This window comes from Enterobacter sp. WI-ESBL-E8 (genome assembly GCF_053364895.1).
The window spans coordinates 4,836,257-4,855,267 of record NZ_JBRWXJ010000001.1 but is presented as its reverse complement, the minus strand read 5'-3'; the positions used below and the strand labels follow the sequence as shown (position 1 = coordinate 4,855,267).

General features: G+C 56.0%; 14 protein-coding genes, 1 rRNA gene and 1 riboswitch. Of the genes, 9 read left to right on the top strand and 6 right to left on the bottom strand.

The genetic code is table 11. The annotated features are described in order from the left end of the window. Nucleotide 1 precedes the first annotated feature (1 nt). The 4 genes from fsa to argE all read right to left on the bottom strand — a co-directional run bounded on the left by fsa (nt 2) and on the right by argE (nt 5,727). Nucleotides 2-664 (bottom strand): fructose-6-phosphate aldolase, encoded by a 663-nt coding sequence (gene fsa / locus ACWHWP_RS23165; protein WP_447856534.1) that lies wholly within the window; start codon nt 662-664, stop codon nt 2-4. Between the two features lie 128 nt (nt 665-792). Then, nucleotides 793-1,557: a helix-turn-helix transcriptional regulator gene (locus ACWHWP_RS23160; RefSeq protein ID WP_063958108.1), complete on the bottom strand. Its 765-nt coding sequence runs from the start codon at nt 1,555-1,557 to the stop codon at nt 793-795. 95 nt (nt 1,558-1,652) lie between these two features. Further along, nucleotides 1,653-4,304 carry a phosphoenolpyruvate carboxylase gene (gene ppc, locus ACWHWP_RS23155; RefSeq protein WP_047345498.1) on the bottom strand — a complete coding sequence of 884 codons (2,652 nt, stop codon included), beginning with the start codon at nt 4,302-4,304 and terminating at the stop codon, nt 1,653-1,655. A 271-nt stretch (nt 4,305-4,575) separates the two neighbouring features. Continuing rightward, complete coding sequence (gene argE, locus ACWHWP_RS23150; protein ID WP_023309677.1) at nt 4,576-5,727, bottom strand: acetylornithine deacetylase; 1,152 nt, start codon at nt 5,725-5,727, stop codon at nt 4,576-4,578. Nucleotides 5,728-5,815: 88 nt separating this feature from the next. On the opposite strand from argE, the gene argC reads away from it, so the two are divergent. From argC to oxyR, 4 genes are all read left to right on the top strand, one after another. Further along, a complete protein-coding gene (gene argC / locus ACWHWP_RS23145) occupies nt 5,816-6,820 on the top strand; it encodes an N-acetyl-gamma-glutamyl-phosphate reductase (protein ID WP_447856531.1) in 1,005 nt (334 codons plus the stop codon). 6 nt (nt 6,821-6,826) lie between these two features. Further along, nucleotides 6,827-7,603 carry an acetylglutamate kinase gene (gene argB, locus ACWHWP_RS23140; protein WP_123138617.1) on the top strand — a complete coding sequence of 259 codons (777 nt, stop codon included), beginning with the start codon at nt 6,827-6,829 and terminating at the stop codon, nt 7,601-7,603. Nucleotides 7,604-7,680: 77 nt separating this feature from the next. Next, nucleotides 7,681-9,054 (top strand): argininosuccinate lyase, encoded by a 1,374-nt coding sequence (gene argH, locus ACWHWP_RS23135; RefSeq protein WP_447856529.1) that lies wholly within the window; start codon nt 7,681-7,683, stop codon nt 9,052-9,054. Nucleotides 9,055-9,358: 304 nt separating this feature from the next. Next, on the top strand, nt 9,359-10,276 hold the full coding sequence (gene oxyR / locus ACWHWP_RS23130) for a DNA-binding transcriptional regulator OxyR (protein WP_023309664.1): 918 nt from the start codon (nt 9,359-9,361) through the stop codon (nt 10,274-10,276). Here oxyR and sthA read toward each other — a convergent pair. Next, the gene (gene sthA / locus ACWHWP_RS23125) at nt 10,259-11,659 is read right to left on the bottom strand and encodes a Si-specific NAD(P)(+) transhydrogenase (RefSeq protein WP_063958106.1); all 1,401 of its coding nucleotides are present in this window, start codon (nt 11,657-11,659) and stop codon (nt 10,259-10,261) included. The two genes, oxyR and sthA, sit on opposite strands and share 18 nt — an antisense overlap. 196 nt (nt 11,660-11,855) lie before the next feature. Between sthA and fabR the strand changes: the two genes are divergently transcribed. Both fabR and ACWHWP_RS23115 read left to right on the top strand, forming a co-directional pair. Next, nucleotides 11,856-12,494, top strand: a complete 639-nt coding sequence (fabR, locus tag ACWHWP_RS23120; protein ID WP_008501784.1) for an HTH-type transcriptional repressor FabR — start codon at nt 11,856-11,858, stop codon at nt 12,492-12,494. 9 nt (nt 12,495-12,503) lie between these two features. Then, nucleotides 12,504-12,863 (top strand): YijD family membrane protein, encoded by a 360-nt coding sequence (locus ACWHWP_RS23115; RefSeq protein ID WP_047345491.1) that lies wholly within the window; start codon nt 12,504-12,506, stop codon nt 12,861-12,863. A gap of 89 nt (nt 12,864-12,952) precedes the next feature. Here ACWHWP_RS23115 and trmA read toward each other — a convergent pair whose 3' ends face one another. Next, complete coding sequence (trmA, locus tag ACWHWP_RS23110) at nt 12,953-14,053, bottom strand: tRNA (uridine(54)-C5)-methyltransferase TrmA (RefSeq protein ID WP_047345490.1); 1,101 nt, start codon at nt 14,051-14,053, stop codon at nt 12,953-12,955. A gap of 104 nt (nt 14,054-14,157) precedes the next feature. Next, nucleotides 14,158-14,333: riboswitch (cobalamin riboswitch) on the top strand. Between the two features lie 66 nt (nt 14,334-14,399). On the opposite strand from trmA, the gene btuB reads away from it, so the two are divergent. The 3 genes from btuB (at nt 14,400) to ACWHWP_RS23095 (ending at nt 18,957) form a co-directional block, all read left to right on the top strand. Continuing rightward, entirely contained in the window at nt 14,400-16,238 is a 1,839-nt protein-coding gene (gene btuB / locus ACWHWP_RS23105) for a TonB-dependent vitamin B12 receptor BtuB (RefSeq protein WP_447856526.1), read from the top strand. Beyond that, a complete protein-coding gene (murI, locus tag ACWHWP_RS23100) occupies nt 16,183-17,034 on the top strand; it encodes a glutamate racemase (RefSeq protein WP_447856524.1) in 852 nt (283 codons plus the stop codon). Before btuB ends, murI begins: the two co-directional genes overlap by 56 nt. Before the next feature lie 383 nt (nt 17,035-17,417). Continuing rightward, a 16S ribosomal RNA gene (locus ACWHWP_RS23095) occupies nt 17,418-18,957 on the top strand. The last annotated feature ends 54 nt before the right edge of the window (nt 18,958-19,011 follow it).

Genomic DNA, 19,011 nt, shown 5'->3' with positions numbered 1-19,011 from the left:
CTTACAGGTTGAGGTTACCAAACGCGTTTTTCCAGTCCTGCTCGAACTTCTCTATGGCTGACTCTACCGCTGGGGTGCCGAGCATTTGTTGCGCTACGTCTAAAGGAAGCGTGATTGCCTCACATCCCGCGAGCAGACAGTCCAGCGCCTGACGCGGTGTTTTGAAGCTGGCGGCCAGCACTTTGCTGTCCGGTGCGTGCAGCTCCAGCAGGGACTGCAGCTCCTGGACCATGCGGATGCCGTCACCGCCCTGAGCGTCGACGCGGTTGACATACGGCGCGACATATTGCGTCCCCGCCAGTGCGGCGAGTAAGCCCTGCGCAGCGCTGTAAACGGCGGTTCCCAGCGTGGTTATCCCCTCTTTTTTCAACTCTTTAATCGCGATAAGCCCCTGAGCGGTAACCGGGATTTTGACCACGATATCCGGTACGGCGTTACTCAGGCGCTTGGCTTCCGCCACCATACCTTCTGCATCGCGGCTCAGGGTTTGCGCAAACAGCGTGCCTTCCGGCCCGATGGCTTTTTGCAGGCGCGGCAGCACGTCCCAGATGGATTCGCGGCTGGCAGCGACGATGCTTGGGTTGGTGGTGACACCCGCAATAGGGAAGATGCGGGCCAGACGTTCTACTTCTGCCACGTTGGCGGTATCCAGGTACAGTTCCATTATTTTTCCTTAAGTCAGAAAGGTTAAATAAAGGATAAGGCCCGGCCAGGCGCGGCCGATACAGGTCAATTTTGCCAAATACTGGACAAATGTATTCTGCTTAACGAAGTGCGATGCCGATCACAGTGCTAGTTTTTGGCGATCAGCTGGCTGTGGTACTGGCGGCGATATTCGGAAGGGGAGCGTTCGGTGTGTTTGCGAAAGAGACGGCAGAAATAGTTGCTATCCATAAACCCGCACCGCGCCGCAATATCCTTAATTTTTAAATCGTATCTCTTGAGCAGCTGGCGAGCGTGTTCCAGACGCGTCTGCGTCAGGTATTCATTGAACCCGACGTTTCCGGTCTTCTGAAACAGGTGAGAGAGATAGTTAGGGGAAATATAAAACGCCTCGGCAACGGAATCCCGGGTCAGCGCTGAGGCATGATGTTCGTCAATAAAGCGACGAACGGCTTCGAAGAGCGCACGGCTGCGGCTATCAGTGTGGATCTCGCTGCCAAGCAGATCGCGGCAGTGGCTAAGTAGACTTAACACTACCAGCCTGGCCGTGTCCTGCTCGGTCGGCTGCATGTGCAGCTCGTTGAGCGTTTGCAGGAGAAACGCGCCCGTTCGGGGGCCTCGCCTGGCGACCTGCAGCTGTTGTAAAAGGACGTTGCTCCGATGGAGCTCAAGCGTCAGCTGCTGTTTACCGAAGCTTATTCTGAGAATGTTTGAAGAATGAAGCGGGACGTGCCCGGATGTGGAAAAGAATGCCTCGCAGCGGGTTTCCAGGATAACCGAGAGACAAGGTGATGTTCGGATGTTCTTCCCGGCAGGCGCGACAAAGTGCACCTGATACAGGGGTAATGCGCCGTTAATTAGCGCCGTCAGGATTTGCCTAACATCGTGGTGCATGACGTGGATACCGCGGTATTGCCGGGTGGCGCTAACGCTTACCCGGCCTACCTGTCGTAGGCCCGCGCAAGCGTAGCGCCGCCGGGCATAAAGCCTTAGCCGGTGTTACGCATACCCGCCGCAACGCCCGCAATCGTCACCATCAGCGCCTGTTCAACGCGAGGATCCGGCTCTTTCCCTTCTTCTTCCGCCAGGCGAGAACGGTGCAGCAGTTCTGCCTGCAGAACGTTCAGCGGGTCGGTGTAGATGTTGCGCAGCTGGATAGACTCGGCAATCCACGGCAGGTCTTCCATCAGGTGTGAGTCGTTGGCGATATCCAGCACCACTTTGATGTCGCCTTGCAGCAGTTCGCGCAGCTCTTTACCCAGCGCCCACAGCTCAGGTTTCACCAGACGCTGATCGTAGTATTCCGCCAGCCACAGGTCAGCTTTCGAGAAGACCATCTCAAGCATGCCCAGGCGGGTAGAGAAGAACGGCCAGTCGCGGCACATGGTTTCCAGTTCATTTTGCTTGCCGTCTTCCACCACTTTTTGCAGCGCCGCACCTGCACCCAGCCAGGCGGGCAGCATCAGGCGGTTCTGTGTCCAGGCGAAGATCCACGGGATCGCACGCAGAGACTCTACGCCACCGGTCGGGCGGCGTTTGGCCGGACGTGAGCCCAACGGCAGTTTACCCAGCTCCTGCTCAGGCGTTGCCGAGCGGAAGTAAGGCACGAAATCTTTGTTCTCTCGCACGTAGCCGCGGTACAGATCGCAGGAGATATCCGACAGCTCGTCCATGATGCGACACCAGGAGTCTTTCGGTTCCGGCGGCGGCAGCAGGTTCGCTTCCAGAATGGCGCTGGTATAAAGCGACAGGCTGCTGATGGTCACTTCCGGCAGGCCATACTTGAAGCGGATCATCTCGCCCTGCTCGGTAACGCGCAGGCCGCCTTTCAGGCTTCCCGGCGGCTGCGACAGCAGAGCCGCGTGAGCTGGCGCGCCGCCACGGCCAATTGAGCCACCGCGTCCGTGGAACAGGGTTAGCTCAATACCGGCTTTCTCGCAGGTTTTGATTAGTGCATCCTGCGCCTGATACTGCGCCCAGGATGCCGCCATTACGCCCGCATCTTTTGCGGAGTCGGAATAGCCAATCATTACCATCTGTTTGCCCTGAATAAAGCCGCGATACCAGTCGATGTTCAGCAGCTGGGTCATGACGTCGTTGGCATTGTTCAGGTCGTCGAGGGTCTCAAACAGCGGTGCGACTGGCAGGGCATAGTCGATACCGGCTTCTTTCAGCAGAAGGTGAACGCCCAGCACGTCGGACGGGGTTTTCGCCATGGAGATCACGTAGGCGGCCACCGATCCTTTCGGCGCGTCCACGATCGCTTTACATGTGTTGAGCACCTCGCGGGTGTCGTTGCTTGGCTCCCAGTTGCGCGGCAGCAGAGGGCGCTTGGAGTTCAGCTCGCGGATCAGGAAGGCCTGTTTGTCGGCTTCGGACCAGCTTTCATAATCGCCGATGCCGAGATAGCGGGTCAGCTCGCCCAGGGCTTCGGTATGGCGGGTACTTTCCTGACGCACGTCGATACGCACCAGCGGCACGCCAAAACACTTCACGCGACGCAGGGTGTCGAGCAGTTCGCCGTTGGCGATGATGCCCATCCCGCAGGCCTGCAGCGATTTATAACAAGCGTAGAGCGGCTCCCAGAGCTGTTCGTTCTGGCTGAGCAGGCCTTCTGGTTTTGGCAGGCGCTGGCCTTTCAGGCGCGCTTCCAGCCAGGCCTGAGTTGCCATCAGCTGACCGCGCAGTTTCTTCATCAGGAAACGGTACGGCTCGCTGGCGCCTTCTTCTCCGGCCAGCGCGCGCAGTTCCGGCGTCGCTTCAACCATCGACAGCTCGGAGATCAGCACCTGAATGTCCTTCAGGAACAGGTCAGTCGCTTTCCAACGGCTTAGCAGCAGGACGTGACGGGTGATTTCGGCGGTGACATTCGGGTTGCCGTCGCGGTCGCCGCCCATCCAGGAGGTGAAACGTACCGGAACAAAGTCGACCGGCAGGCGGTAGCCCAGGTTCTCTTCCAACTGCTCGTTCAGCTCGCGCAGGTAGTTAGGCACCCCTTCCCACAGGCTGTTTTCCACCACCGCAAAGCCCCATTTGGCTTCGTCGACCGGGCTTGGGCGGTGCTTACGAATTTCATCGGTGTGCCAGGACTGGGCAATCAGCTGGCGCAGACGGCGCATCAGCTGGTTGCGTTCGTAGTCGGCAATGTCTTTATTATCCAACTGCTTGAGGCAGTTGTTCACTTCCACCATTTTGTGGATCAGGGTGCGACGGGTGATCTCGGTTGGGTGAGCGGTCAGTACCAGCTCCAGCGAAAGAGACTCCACCGCTTTTTTGATGGTGGCTTCGTTGAGGTCTGGCTGGTCTTTCAGTTTACGAAGGGTGCGGGCAATGACTTCCGGGTTGCTGGCCGCTTCGCCGTTTGGCGAAATGCTGTGGTATTGCTCAGCGGTATTTGCCAGGTTCAGGAACTGGCTGAATGCGCGTGCAACAGGCAGCAGCTCGTCGTTAGAGAGATTCTGCAAGGTGGTGAGCAGCTCCTGACGACTGGCCTCGTTACCTGAACGGGAAGATTTAGACAGCTTGCGGATGGTTTCAACGCGGTCGAGGATGTTCTCCCCCAACGCGTCTTTGATGGTATCTCCAAGCACTTTGCCGAGCATACTGACATTACTACGCAACGCGGAATATTGTTCGTTCATAAAAACCCAGTCACCCCATCATTTTTGTTTATGCCCAATCGAAAATCTTTTGGACATTATTTTGTCATCTCCCTTTATAAAGCCACGTAAAACCCCCGTCGTCAATTGCTGCGAAAACGGTTCAGCAAACGAATAAATGTGGGCAATTTACGAAATTTAATTCGCTTCGCGTCAGATAAGAGATGCTTATGGGAATGTGACGGAGATCATGCGATTTGTTGCCCTCACCCTAACCCTCTCCCACAGGGAGAGGGGACTCTTCGGTGCGGTTTTAATGCCAACAGAAGTGATGCACGACCTGGGTAATCAGTTCGCGGGTAGGCTTGATGAAGCGGGTTTCCAGATATTCGTCCGGCTGGTGCGCCTGGTTGATCGAACCGGGGCCAAGGACCAGCGTCGGACAAAGCGTCTGAATAAACGGCGCTTCGGTGCAGTAGTTCACCACGTCGGTTTTCTCGCCGAGCAGCTTTTCCACCACTTCGACCAGCTGATGATCCGGCGGGCATTCATAACCCGGGATCGGCGGGTGCAGTTCGGAGACCGTCAGACGGCCCGGCCAGCGCTCGCTCACCGGGGCCAGCGCTTCATTCAGCAGGCCGTCGAGATCGCTCAGGGTCATGCCCGGCAGCGGGCGGATATCCATGTGCAGTTCGCAGCAGGCGCAGATACGGTTGGAGGCATCGCCGCCGTGCAGGCTGCCGAGGTTCAGGGTCGGATACGGCACGGTGAACGCGTCGTAGTGGTAACGCTCTTTCAGGTCGTCGCGCAGGGTCATGATACGACCGATGGCGTCATGCATCAGCTCAATGGCGTTGACGCCGCGTGCCGGATCGCTGGAGTGGCCGGACTGGCCCAGGACGCGCACTGCGGTAGAGATATGGCCTTTATGCGCGCGAATCGGCTGCAGAGACGTTGGCTCGCCGATGATGGCGCAATCCGGGCGAATCGACGTATTTTCAGAGAAGTAGCGCGCGCCCGCCATGCTGGTCTCTTCATCGGCAGTCGCCAGGATGTAGAGCGGCTTTTTCAGCTTTGTCACGTCCACATCGCGCAGGGCGTCGAGAATAAAGGCGAAGAAGCCTTTCATGTCGGCGGTGCCCAGACCGTAAAGCTTGTTGTCATGCTCGGTCAGGGTGAACGGGTCGCGCGTCCAGCGGCCATCGTCAAACGGCACGGTGTCGGTATGACCGGCAAGCAGCAGGCCGCCCGCACCGGTTCCGGTGCTGGCGAGCAGGTTAAATTTGTGGCGTGTTCCGGGGACGGGCTGAACCTCAACGTTAAACCCAAGATCGCTGAACCAACCCGCCAGCAGATTGATTAAAGACTCATTGCTCTGATCCAGCGCTTCTTCCGTTGCGCTGATGGACGGTGTGGCAATCAGGGCGCGGTAAATCTCGATAAATGGTGGTAAGTTCATTTTCATTGTTGACACACCTTAGGTCGTGATAGTATCAATATTCATGCAATAAATGTGAATAAAAATACATTATCGTTGAGCATAAAGGAACCCGATGTTGAATACGCTGATTGTAGGCGCTAGCGGTTATGCGGGCGCAGAGCTTGTAAGCTACGTAAATCGTCACCCTCATATGACCATAACCGCTTTGACTGTGTCAGCGCAAAGCAATGATGCGGGAAAGTTAATTTCCGATTTGCATCCGCAGCTTAAGGGCATGGTTGATCTGCCTTTGCAGCCTATGTCTGACATCAGCGAGTTCACCGACGGCGTCGACGTGGTGTTTTTAGCTACCGCGCACGAGGTCAGTCACGACCTGGCGCCGCAGTTCCTGGCCGCCGGCTGCGTGGTGTTCGACCTCTCAGGCGCGTTCCGTGTTAACGACGGCGCGTTTTACGAAAAATATTACGGCTTCACCCATCAGCATCCGGAGCTGCTTGAAAAAGCGGTGTACGGCCTGGCGGAGTGGAGCGCTGACAGACTGAAAGAAGCGGATCTGATTGCTGTCCCGGGCTGCTACCCGACGGCGGCACAGCTTTCGCTGAAACCACTGATCGACGCCGGGCTGCTGGATCTGAACCAGTGGCCGGTGATCAACGCCACCAGCGGCGTGAGCGGAGCAGGGCGCAAGGCCGCCATCTCCAACAGCTTCTGCGAAGTGAGCCTTAAGCCGTATGGCGTGTTTAATCATCGCCATCATCCTGAAATTACCACCCATCTGGGCGCGGACGTGATTTTCACGCCGCATCTGGGCAGCTTCCCGCGTGGGATCCTCGAAACCATTACCTGCCGCCTGAAGCCTGGCGTGACCAAAGAGCAGGTGAGCGAGGCCTTCACGCAGGCGTACGCGGATAAACCGCTGGTGCGTCTGTACGACAAAGGCGTGCCGGCGCTGAAAAACGTGGTCGGCCTGCCATTCTGCGATATCGGCTTTGCCGTGCAGGGCGAGCACCTGATTGTGGTGGCCGCAGAAGATAACTTACTCAAAGGCGCTGCCGCACAGGCAATGCAGTGTGCAAATATTCGTTTCGGTTTCCCGGAAACGCAGGCTCTTATTTAAGGTGTGATGATGAACCCATTAATTATCAAACTCGGTGGTGTACTGCTGGACAGCGAAGAAGCGCTGGAGCGTCTGTTTACCGCGCTGGTTAACTATCGCGAATCACATCAACGTCCGCTGGTGATTGTCCACGGCGGCGGCTGCGTGGTGGATGAGCTGATGAAAGGGCTCAACCTGCCGGTGAAAAAGAAAAACGGCCTGCGCGTGACGCCTGCCGACCAGATTGACATCATCACCGGGGCGCTGGCGGGTACGGCGAATAAAACCCTGTTGTCCTGGGCGAAGAAACACCACATCGCGTCCGTTGGCCTCTATCTGGGCGATGGCGACAGCGTAAAAGTGACCCAGCTCGACGAAGAGCTCGGCCATGTTGGACTGGCGCAGCCGGGTTCGCCTAAGCTGATTAACACGCTCCTGGAAGGTGGTTTCCTGCCGGTGGTGAGCTCTATCGGCGTAACTGAAGAGGGCGCGCTGATGAACGTCAACGCTGACCAGGCGGCGACTGCCCTGGCGGCAACGCTGGGTGCGGATCTGATCCTGCTCTCCGACGTGAGCGGCATTCTGGACGGTAAAGGTCAGCGCATTGCTGAAATGACCGCGGAAAAAGCCGAGCAGCTGATTGCTCAGGGCATTATCACCGACGGCATGATCGTCAAAGTGAATGCGGCGCTGGATGCCGCACGCGCGCTTGGCCGCCCGGTTGATATCGCCTCATGGCGTCACGCGGAGCAGCTCCCGGCGCTGTTTAACGGCACGCCGATTGGCACGCGTATTTTAGCGTAATCGATTTAATGTTTTGTAGGCCCGGTAAGCGCAGCGCCACCGGGCAATGAAATTCAAAGATATTAAGGAAGCATGTTATGGCACTTTGGGGTGGGCGTTTTACACAGGCAGCGGATCAGCGGTTCAAGCAGTTCAACGACTCTTTGCGCTTCGACTACCGCCTGGCCGAACAGGATATCGTCGGCTCTGTGGCCTGGTCCAAAGCGCTGGTGACGGTGGGCGTACTGACCGCAGACGAACAATTGCAGCTGGAAGAAGCGCTGAACAATCTGCTGGAAGAGGTGCGTCTTAACCCGCAGCAGATCCTCGAAAGCGATGCTGAAGATATTCACAGCTGGGTGGAAGGCAAGCTGATCGACAAAGTCGGTCAGCTGGGTAAAAAGCTGCACACCGGCCGTAGCCGTAACGACCAGGTCGCCACCGACCTGAAGCTATGGTGTAAAGATACCGTTGGCGAACTGCTGACGGCCAACCGTCAATTGCAGAGCGCGCTGGTGGAGACCGCACAGAACAACCAGGACGCGGTGATGCCGGGTTATACCCATCTGCAGCGCGCGCAGCCCGTGACTTTTGCGCACTGGTGTCTGGCCTACGTTGAGATGCTGGCGCGTGACGAAAGCCGCCTGCAGGATACCCTGAAGCGTCTGGACGTGAGCCCGCTGGGCAGCGGCGCGCTGGCCGGTACGGCGTATGAAATTGACCGTGAACAGCTGGCAGGCTGGCTGGGCTTTGCCTCCGCGACCCGTAACAGCCTGGACAGCGTCTCTGACCGCGACCACGTGCTGGAGCTGCTCTCAAACGCGTCTATCGGCATGGTCCACCTGTCGCGCTTTGCTGAAGACCTGATCTTCTTTAACTCTGGCGAAGCCGGTTTCGTCGAGCTGTCCGATCGCGTGACCTCCGGCTCTTCCCTGATGCCGCAGAAGAAAAACCCGGACGCGCTGGAGCTGATCCGCGGTAAGTGTGGCCGCGTGCAGGGCGCGCTGACCGGCATGATGATGACCCTGAAAGGGCTGCCGCTGGCGTACAACAAAGACATGCAGGAAGACAAAGAAGGGCTGTTTGACGCGCTCGACACCTGGCTGGACTGTCTGCATATGGGCGCGCTGGTGCTGGACGGCATTCAGGTGAAGCGTCCGCGCTGCCAGGAAGCGGCCCAGCAGGGCTATGCGAACTCTACCGAACTGGCGGATTATCTGGTAGCGAAAGGTGTACCGTTCCGTGAAGCGCACCATATTGTAGGCGAAGCGGTGGTTGAAGCCATTCGCCAGGGTAAACCGCTGGAGGATCTGCCGCTTGCCGGCCTGCAGAAATTCAGTGCGGTTATCGGGGATGATGTGTATCCGATTCTGGCGCTGCAGTCATGCCTGGACAAGCGTGCGGCGAAAGGCGGCGTGTCGCCTAAGCAGGTGGCGCAGGCGATTGCGGATGCGAAAAACCGGTTGGTTTGAACCGTGCGGGCTGGTGCCCTCACCCCGGCCCTCTCCCACGGGGAGAGGGAGAAAAACAGAGCCTGGCTTAGTGCCAGGTTTTTTTACGCAAAAAAAAAGCGGACCACGGGGTCCGCAAAAGTTCACGTTGGCTTTAGTTGTTCGAGTTTTGAGAGAAACTCGCTGACGGTGCGGGGACGTCAAGGGTCAAACACGTGCCGCCTCGTCTATGTGGCGTATTATTCAACAGAATGCTTGATAGGGATAATCGTTCGTTGCTATGCTATCTATCGCCATGAACTATCGTGGCGACGGAGGATGAATAATGAATATTCGTGATCTTGAATACCTGGTAGCGTTAGCCGAGCATCGTCACTTTCGCCGCGCGGCAGATTCCTGCCACGTCAGCCAGCCCACGCTGAGCGGTCAGATCCGCAAGCTGGAAGACGAACTGGGCGTGATGCTGCTGGAGCGCACCAGTCGTAAGGTTCTGTTCACACAGGCAGGTCTGCTGCTGGTGGATCAGGCGCGCACCGTGCTGCGCGAGGTCAAAGTGCTCAAGGAAATGGCAAGCCAGCAGGGGGAGGCGATGTCCGGCCCGCTGCATATCGGCCTGATCCCAACCGTTGGCCCGTACCTGTTGCCGCACATCATCCCGATGCTGCACCAGACGTTTCCGAAACTCGAAATGTACCTGCATGAAGCGCAAACGCATCAGCTGCTGGCGCAGTTAGATAGCGGCAAGCTCGACTGCGCCATTCTGGCGCTGGTGAAAGAGAGCGAAGCCTTTATTGAAGTGCCGCTGTTCGATGAGCCGATGATGCTGGCGATCTATGAAGATCACCCGTGGGCGAACCGCGATCGCGTGCCGATGGCCGATCTGGCCGGTGAAAAGCTGCTGATGCTGGAAGATGGCCACTGCCTGCGCGATCAGGCGATGGGCTTCTGCTTCGAAGCGGGTGCGGATGAGGATACCCATTTCCGCGCAACCAGCCTGGAAACGCTGCGTAATATGGTCGCGGCGGGAAGCGGAATTACGCTGCTGCCTGCGCTGGCCGTGCCGCGCGAGCGTAAGCGTGATGGCGTGGTCTATCTGCCGTGCATTAAGCCGGAGCCGCGTCGCACCATTGGCCTCGTTTATCGTCCGGGTTCACCGCTGCGCAGCCGCTATGAGCAGCTGGCAGAGGCCATCCGTGGTTCGATGGATGGCCATTTTGACAGCGCGTTAAAACAGGCGGTTTAAGCCGTTCAGCGCAGCTACCCGGTAGGCTTCCGCCATGGTCGGGTAGTTAAAGGTGGTGTTAACGAAGTACTCGATGGTGTTACCACCGCCTTTCTGCTCCATGATTGCCTGGCCGATATGAATGATTTCCGCGGCGCGTTCACCAAAGCAGTGAATCCCGAGGATCTCTTTCGTCTCGCGATGGAACAGGATCTTCAGCGTACCCACGCTCATCCCCACGATTTGCGCCCGCGCCAGATGTTTAAACTGCGCACGTCCCACCTCGTAAGGCACCTTCATTGCCGTCAGCTGCTGCTCGGTTTTCCCGACAGAACTGATTTCCGGGATGGTATAAATGCCCGTCGGGATATCTTCAATAAGATGCGCCGTTGCTTCGCCTTTCACCAGCGCCTGAGCGGCAATACGGCCCTGATCGTAAGCGGCTGAGGCCAGGCTCGGGTAGCCAATCACGTCGCCGACCGCGTAAACGTGCGGCAGCGCGGTCTGGTACATGCTGTTGACCTTCAGCTGACCGCGGCTGTCGGTCTCAAGCCCGATATTTTCCAGCTGCAGCGAATCGGTGTTGCCGGTACGGCCGTTGGCATACAACAGGCAGTCGGCTTTCAGCTTCTTACCGGACTTCAGGTGCATGATCACGCCGTCGTCGCAGCCTTCAATCTTCTCGTACTCTTCGTTGTGGCGAATCACCACGCCGCTGTTCCAGAAATGGTAGGAGAGGGAGTCTGACATCTCCTGATCGAGGAATGCCAGCAGGCGGTCGCGGGTGTTAATCAGGTCAACTTTGACCTCCATTCCGCGGAAGATCGACGCATATTCGCAACCAATGACCCCCGCGCCATAAATAATGACGTGGCGGGGTTCATGGTGCAGGCTGAGAATGGAGTCGCTGTCGTAGACGCGCGGGTGCGAGAAGTCCACGTCGGCCGGATGGTACGGGCGCGAACCGCAGGCAATCACAAATTTTTCAGCGGTGAGGGTTTCAACGGAACCGTCGTGGCATTCGAGCGCCAGCGTGTGTTCATCCACAAAATGCGCGTTGCCCTGCAAAATTTCACAGTGGTTACGCTCATAAAACCCCTGACGCATACGCGTCTGCTGGTTAATGACGGTATCCGCGTGATTCAGGATGTCAGCAAAGGATGAACGAAGAAGTCGGGAGTGGTCGCTGTAAAGAGGGTTCTGGTTAAATTCGATAATGCGGCTAACGGCGTGGCGGAGGGCTTTGGAAGGGATGGTGCCCCAGTGGGTGCAACCGCCGCCGACATTATGGTAGCGCTCAATGACCGCTACTCTGGCTCCCTGTTTCACCAGACCCATAGCAGCACCTTCGCCGCCGGGGCCGGAACCAATAACTATTGCGTCGTAATCGTAGGAATGTGGCATGGCAAGGCTTACCTGTTCTTATACATAAAAGCAACAGAATCATAACATCATTGCCGGAGTAACCCAATTATCGTTGTGCTTTTTTCCGGCAGTGGAGCACAAACCGTACGTAAACAATCATTCACAAAGCTGAACAAACAGATTAATTTTATTCTCTGGTATAGTGCCATCAGGCCTTTGGAAGGATTCAATTATTGTGATGGGCGTTAGAGCACAACAAAAAGAGAAAACCCGGCGTTCGCTGGTGGAAGCCGCATTCAGTCAACTGAGTGCTGAGCGGAGTTTTGCCAGTTTGAGCCTGCGCGAAGTCGCACGCGAGGCCGGGATTGCGCCAACGTCCTTCTATCGTCATTTCCGTGATGTGGATGAACTGGGCCTGACCATGGTCGACGAAAGCGGCCTGATGCTGCGCCAGCTGATGCGCCAGGCGCGTCAGCGAATTGCAAAAGGAGGCAGCGTGATCCGCACCTCCGTCTCGACCTTTATGGAATTTATCGGCAATAACCCCAACGCATTTCGTCTGCTTCTGCGCGAACGTTCGGGCACATCGGCGGCGTTTCGTGCCGCCGTCGCGCGTGAAATTCAGCACTTCATCGCGGAACTTGCCGACTATCTTGAACTCGAAAACCATATGCCGCGTGCGTTCACTGAAGCACAGGCGGAGGCGATGGTGACGATTGTTTTCAGCGCGGGTGCCGAAGCGCTGGATGTCAGCATTGAACAACGCAAGCAGCTCGAAGAGCGACTGGTATTACAGCTCAGGATGATCTCCAAAGGCGCGTACTACTGGTATCGCCGTGAACAAGAGAAACTGGCACATCAAACCGAAGAGTGAAGGTGAGTAATGAAACAGTCAGGTCAGGATAAAGGGACGCTGTTGCTGGCATTGATCGCTGGCTTATCCATTAACGGTACGTTTGCCGCTATTTTTAGCTCAATCGTTCCGTTTTCGATTTTCCCGCTTATTGCGCTGGTGCTGACGGTTTACTGCCTGCATCAACGTTACCTGAACCGCACCATGCCGGTGGGGTTACCGGGACTGGCCGCAGCCTGCTTTATTCTGGGTGTCTTGCTGTATAGCACTGTAGTGCGCGCGGAGTATCCGGATATCGGCTCTAACTTCCTGCCTGCGGTACTGTCTGTGGCGCTGGTGTTCTGGATTGGCTCGCGCATGCGTAACCGCAAAAGCCAGTTATCAGAGTAGAGGGTTTTGTCATTGTAGGCCGGATAAGCGAAGCGCCATCCGGCTTTTTGGCAGGTGGCGCTTCGCTTACCTGCCCTACAGGGCCTGGATCATTTTGCCGTGAGCAGTACACCGCACTCCATATGGTGCGTATACGGGAACTGATCGAACAGTGCCAGGCGTTCAACCTTGTGCGTCTGGCCTAACGTTTCCAGATTCTTGCACAGCGTCTCCGGATTACAGGAGATATACAAAATACGCGGGTACGCCTGCACCATCTTCTCGGTTTCGCTGTCCAGGCCACTGCGCGGCGGGTCGACAAAAATCGTCTCACACTGGTAGCTTTTCAAATCGATCCCTTCCAGTCGGTTAAACGCCCGCACGCCGTTCATGGCCTGGGTAAACTCTTCAGCGGCCATACGAATGATCTGCACGTTATCGATATGGTTGGCGGCAATGTTGTACTGCGCGGCGGCCACCGACGGCTTGGCGATTTCCGTGGCCAGCACGCGATCGAAGTTACGCGCCAGCGCCAGCGAGAAGTTGCCGTTACCGCAGTAGAGTTCAAGCAGGTCGCCCGTTGACCCTTCCGTTGCCTTCAGCGCCCACTCCAGCATTTGCACGTTCATCGCGGCGTTCGGCTGGGTGAAGCTGTTCTCGACCTGACGATACACCATCTCTTTACCCGCTACTGGCAGGCGCTCGTCGATGTAGTCCTGGTCGAGCATGATTTTGGTTTTTGTTGCGCGGCCAATCAGGTGAACGTTGATGTTCTGCGCACGCAGCGCATCGCGCAGCGCTTCCGCCTGCTCACGCCACTCGTCGTTCAGCGCTTTGTGATACAGCAGGGAAACAATCGCCTGGTTGCTTTGCGTGGTCAGATAGTCAATCTGGAATAGCTTGTGGCGCAGCACAGGGTTATTGCGCACGCCTTCCATCATCAGCGTCATGAGCTGGTTGATTAATTCACTTGCCGCCGGGAAGCTGTCCACGCGGATGCGGGATTTCGTCTGCTGATCGAAAATGATGTGATACAGGTCATCCCCGTCATGCCAGATGCGGAATTCGGCACGCATGCGGTAATGGCTGACAGGGGAGCGGAACACCTCGGGAACGGGCGCGTTGAACGGCGTCATCATACTTTGCAGGCGGACAACTTTCTCTGCCAGCTGCGCGTCGTACTGTTCTGTCGGGAGGTGTTCGGGGGTCATGATACGTCCTGAGTGATAAAGAATTACGCGGGGATTGTAGGCATTGTTCAGGGGATGTCCAGATTTAATGGCTAATAGCTGTCTGGACATCTATACGTGTCTAATTGTAGCATTCTGTTTCCGGTCTCATGAGAGTGAAAAGGGAATCCAGTGTAAATCTGGAGCTGACGCGCAGCGGTAAAGACTGGCGGGATGAGCGTTGTAGACACTGTGAAAATGGGAAGTCTTCATCCTTTTAAAGCCACCTAGCCCGAAGACCTGCCGGGATCACGTCGCATTTGGTTTCATCATCGCGTGCTATCGATGAGGCCTGCGGCATCCTTCTTATATTGTGGATGCTTTAACAATGATTAAAAAAGTATCGCTGTTGACGGCGTTGTCCGTCACGGCATTTTCGGGCTGGGCGCAGGATAGCGCAGACTCGTTGGTGGTGACGGCAAATCGTTTTGAACAACCTGAAAAATCTATTCTGGCGGCAACCTCCGTTGTCACACGTGCCGATATTGACCGCTGGCAGTCAACCTCTGTTCTGGATGTCATGCGCCGCCTGCCGGGTGTGGATACCGCACAAAACGGCGGAATGGGACAGTCTTCTTCACTCTTTATTCGCGGCACAAACTCCAGCCATGTTCTTATCCTCGTCGACGGGATCCGCCTTAATCAGGCGGGCGTTACGGGATCGTCCGATCTCAGCCAGTTCCCTATCGCGCTGGTGCAGCGTATCGAATACATTCGTGGCCCGCGTTCGGCGGTGTATGGCTCCGATGCGATTGGTGGCGTGGTGAATATCATTACCACCCGCGCCAAGGACGGTACGACTCTGAATGCAGGCGTAGGCTCGCACGGTTACCAAAATTATGGCGGCAGTACTCAGCAGACGCTGGGTGACGCCACGCGCGTGACGCTGGCAGGGGATTACACGTATACCAAAGGCTTTGACGTGGTGGCGGACGGTAACAACGGCGGCGTTCCGCAAACCGATCGTGACGGCTACATGAATAAAACGATCTACGGTGCGCTGGAGCATGCGTTCTCCGATCAATGGAGCGGCTTCGTTCGCGGGTATGGCTACAGCAACCGTACTGCCTATGACGCTTATTACAGTCCAGGCGCGCTGGTTGATACCCGCCAGCTATATAGCCAGACCTGGGATGCCGGACTGCGCTTCAACGAAGATATCTTCCATTCGCAATTGCTTTCCAGTTACAGCCACAGTAAGGATTTTAACTACGATCCGCATCTTGGTCGTTATGATTCCACGGCGACGCTGGATGAAATCAAACAGTACAACGTTCAGTGGACAAACTCTGTGGACGTGGGCCACGGTAATATCGGCGCGGGTATCGACTGGCAGAAGCAGAGTACAGAACCTAACACCAACTATGTGTCGAATGCCTACGACATTCGCAACACGGGCGTCTACCTGACCGGGTTGCAGCAGTTTGGTGACGTCACTCTGGAAGGGGCGGTTCGCAGCGACGACAACTCTCAGTTTGGACGTCATGGCACCTGGCAGAGTAGTGCGGCCTGGGAGTTTATTGACGGTTATCGTTTCATTGCTTCTTATGGCACGGCCTATAAAGCACCGAATCAGGGGCAACTCTACGGAATTTACGGTAATGACCGTCTTGATCCTGAAGAGAGCAAGCAGTGGGAAGGCGCGTTTGAAGGCCTGACGGCAGGCGTGAGCTGGCGGATATCCGGCTATCGTAATGACGTTGATAATCTTATCGACTTCAACAATAACCTCCAGGCGTATTACAACGTCGGCAAAGCGCGTATTAAAGGTATCGAAGCTACCGCGTCGTTTGATACGGGCCCGGTCATGCATACTGTGGGTTATGACTATGTTGATGCACGCAATGCGGCAACCAACCAGCTACTGGATCGTCGCGCTAAGCAGCAGGTGAAGTATCAGCTTGATACGCAAATTTATGATTTTGACTGGAGCCTGACTTATCACTATCTGGGAACGCGGTACGATACCGACTTCGGTACCTGGCCGAGTCAGAAAGTGAAAATGGGCGGCGTTAGCCTGTGGGATGTCGCAGTTTCGTATCCTGTCACCTCACACCTCACAGTTCGTGGTAAAATAGCCAACCTGTTCGATAAAGATTACGAGACAGTTTATGGCTACCAAACTGCAGGACGGGAATACACCTTGTCTGGCAGCTACACCTTCTAATCCGCGTCCCACCGTGCTGGTGTTTGATTCCGGCGTCGGTGGGCTTTCGGTCTATGATGAGATTCGGCATCTCCTGCCGGATCTCCATTACATCTACGCCTTCGATAACGTCGCTTTTCCCTATGGGGAAAAGAGCGAAGACTTTATTGTTGAGCGTGTGGTTGAAATCGTCACTGCGGTACAAAAGCGCTATCCCCTTGCGTTGGCCGTCATCGCCTGTAATACGGCGAGCACCGTCTCCCTTCCTGCCCTGCGTGAAAAATTCCCGTTCCCGGTTGTGGGCGTTGTTCCGGCAATAAAGCCCGCTGCCCGCCTGACGGCGAACGGTATTGTGGGTTTGCTGGCAACGCGGGGTACGGTAAAGCGTCCTTATACCCGCGAGCTGATCGACCGTTTTGCTAACGAATGCCAGATTGCGATGCTCGGCTCGGCCGAGCTGGTGGAGATGGCCGAAGCGAAGCTGCATGGAAAGGCGGTATCACTCGACGAGTTGCGTCGTATTCTTCGTCCATGGCTGCGGATGCCGGAACCACCGGATACCGTTGTGCTGGGCTGCACCCACTTCCCGCTATTACAGGAAGAACTGTTAGAGGTTCTGCCGGAGGGGACGCGCCTGGTAGATTCGGGGGCGGCTATCGCCCGTCGTACGGCCTGGCTGCTGGAACACGAAGCGCCGGATGCAAAATCTGCCGATGAGAATATCGCTTTTTGTATGGCAATCACCAAAGAGACCGAGCAACTTTTACCCGTTTTACGCCGTTATGGCTTTGAAACGCTCGAAAAACTAGCGCTGTAGCACGGTTTTGAGCAAAAAAGAGACGGTTGAACGTTTTTTTTAAAAGAGGGGTTGTCAACGTCTGAGAACTCCCTATAATGCGCCTCCACTGACACGGAACAACGGCTTACAGGCCGCCGGGTTAGCGGGGTTCAGAGATGAACGCCAACAGAGAAAAGCGAAAATAATCACTTGACTCTGAATGAGGAAAACGTAATATACGGGACCTCGCAACGGTGAGCTGAAAGCCGCGTTGCAACTGCTCTTTAACAATTTATCAGACAATCTGTGTGGGCACTCAAAGTGACATGGATTCTTAATGTCTTCGGACAATAAATGAATACCAAGTCTCTGAGTGAACATACGTAATTCATTACGAAGTTTAATTCACGAGCATCAAACTTAAATTGAAGAGTTTGATCATGGCTCAGATTGAACGCTGGCGGCAGGCCTAACACATGCAAGTCGAGCGGTAACACAGGGAGCTTGCTCCTGGGTGACGAGCGGCGGACGGGTGAGTAATGTCTGGGAAACTGCCTGATGGAGGGGGATAACTACTGGAAACGGTAGCTAATACCGCATAACGTCGCAAGACCAAAGAGGGGGACCTTCGGGCCTCTTGCCATCAGATGTGCCCAGATGGGATTAGCTAGTAGGTGGGGTAACGGCTCACCTAGGCGACGATCCCTAGCTGGTCTGAGAGGATGACCAGCCACACTGGAACTGAGACACGGTCCAGACTCCTACGGGAGGCAGCAGTGGGGAATATTGCACAATGGGCGCAAGCCTGATGCAGCCATGCCGCGTGTATGAAGAAGGCCTTCGGGTTGTAAAGTACTTTCAGCGGGGAGGAAGGCGATAAGGTTAATAACCTTGTCGATTGACGTTACCCGCAGAAGAAGCACCGGCTAACTCCGTGCCAGCAGCCGCGGTAATACGGAGGGTGCAAGCGTTAATCGGAATTACTGGGCGTAAAGCGCACGCAGGCGGTCTGTCAAGTCGGATGTGAAATCCCCGGGCTCAACCTGGGAACTGCATTCGAAACTGGCAGGCTAGAGTCTTGTAGAGGGGGGTAGAATTCCAGGTGTAGCGGTGAAATGCGTAGAGATCTGGAGGAATACCGGTGGCGAAGGCGGCCCCCTGGATAAAGACTGACGCTCAGGTGCGAAAGCGTGGGGAGCAAACAGGATTAGATACCCTGGTAGTCCACGCCGTAAACGATGTCGACTTGGAGGTTGTGCCCTTGAGGCGTGGCTTCCGGAGCTAACGCGTTAAGTCGACCGCCTGGGGAGTACGGCCGCAAGGTTAAAACTCAAATGAATTGACGGGGGCCCGCACAAGCGGTGGAGCATGTGGTTTAATTCGATGCAACGCGAAGAACCTTACCTACTCTTGACATCCAGAGAACTTAGCAGAGATGCTTTGGTGCCTTCGGGAACTCTGAGACAGGTGCTGCATGGCTGTCGTCAGCTCGTGTTGTGAAATGTTGGGTTAAGTCCCGCAACGAGCGCAACCCTTATCCTTTGTTGCCAGCGGTTCGGCCGGGAACTCAAAGGAGACTGCCAGTGATAAACTGGAGGAAGGTGGGGATGACGTCAAGTCATCATGGCCCTTACGAGTAGGGCTACACACGTGCTACAATGGCGCATACAAAGAGAAGCGACCTCGCGAGAGCAAGCGGACCTCATAAAGTGCGTCGTAGTCCGGATTGGAGTCTGCAACTCGACTCCATGAAGTCGGAATCGCTAGTAATCGTAGATCAGAATGCTACGGTGAATACGTTCCCGGGCCTTGTACACACCGCCCGTCACACCATGGGAGTGGGTTGCAAAAGAAGTAGGTAGCTTAACCTTCGGGAGGGCGCTTACCACTTTGTGATTCATGACTGGGGTGAAGTCGTAACAAGGTAACCGTAGGGGAACCTGCGGTTGGATCACCTCCTTACCTTAAAGAACCTGCCTTTGTAGTGCTCACACAGATTGTCTGATGAAAAACAGC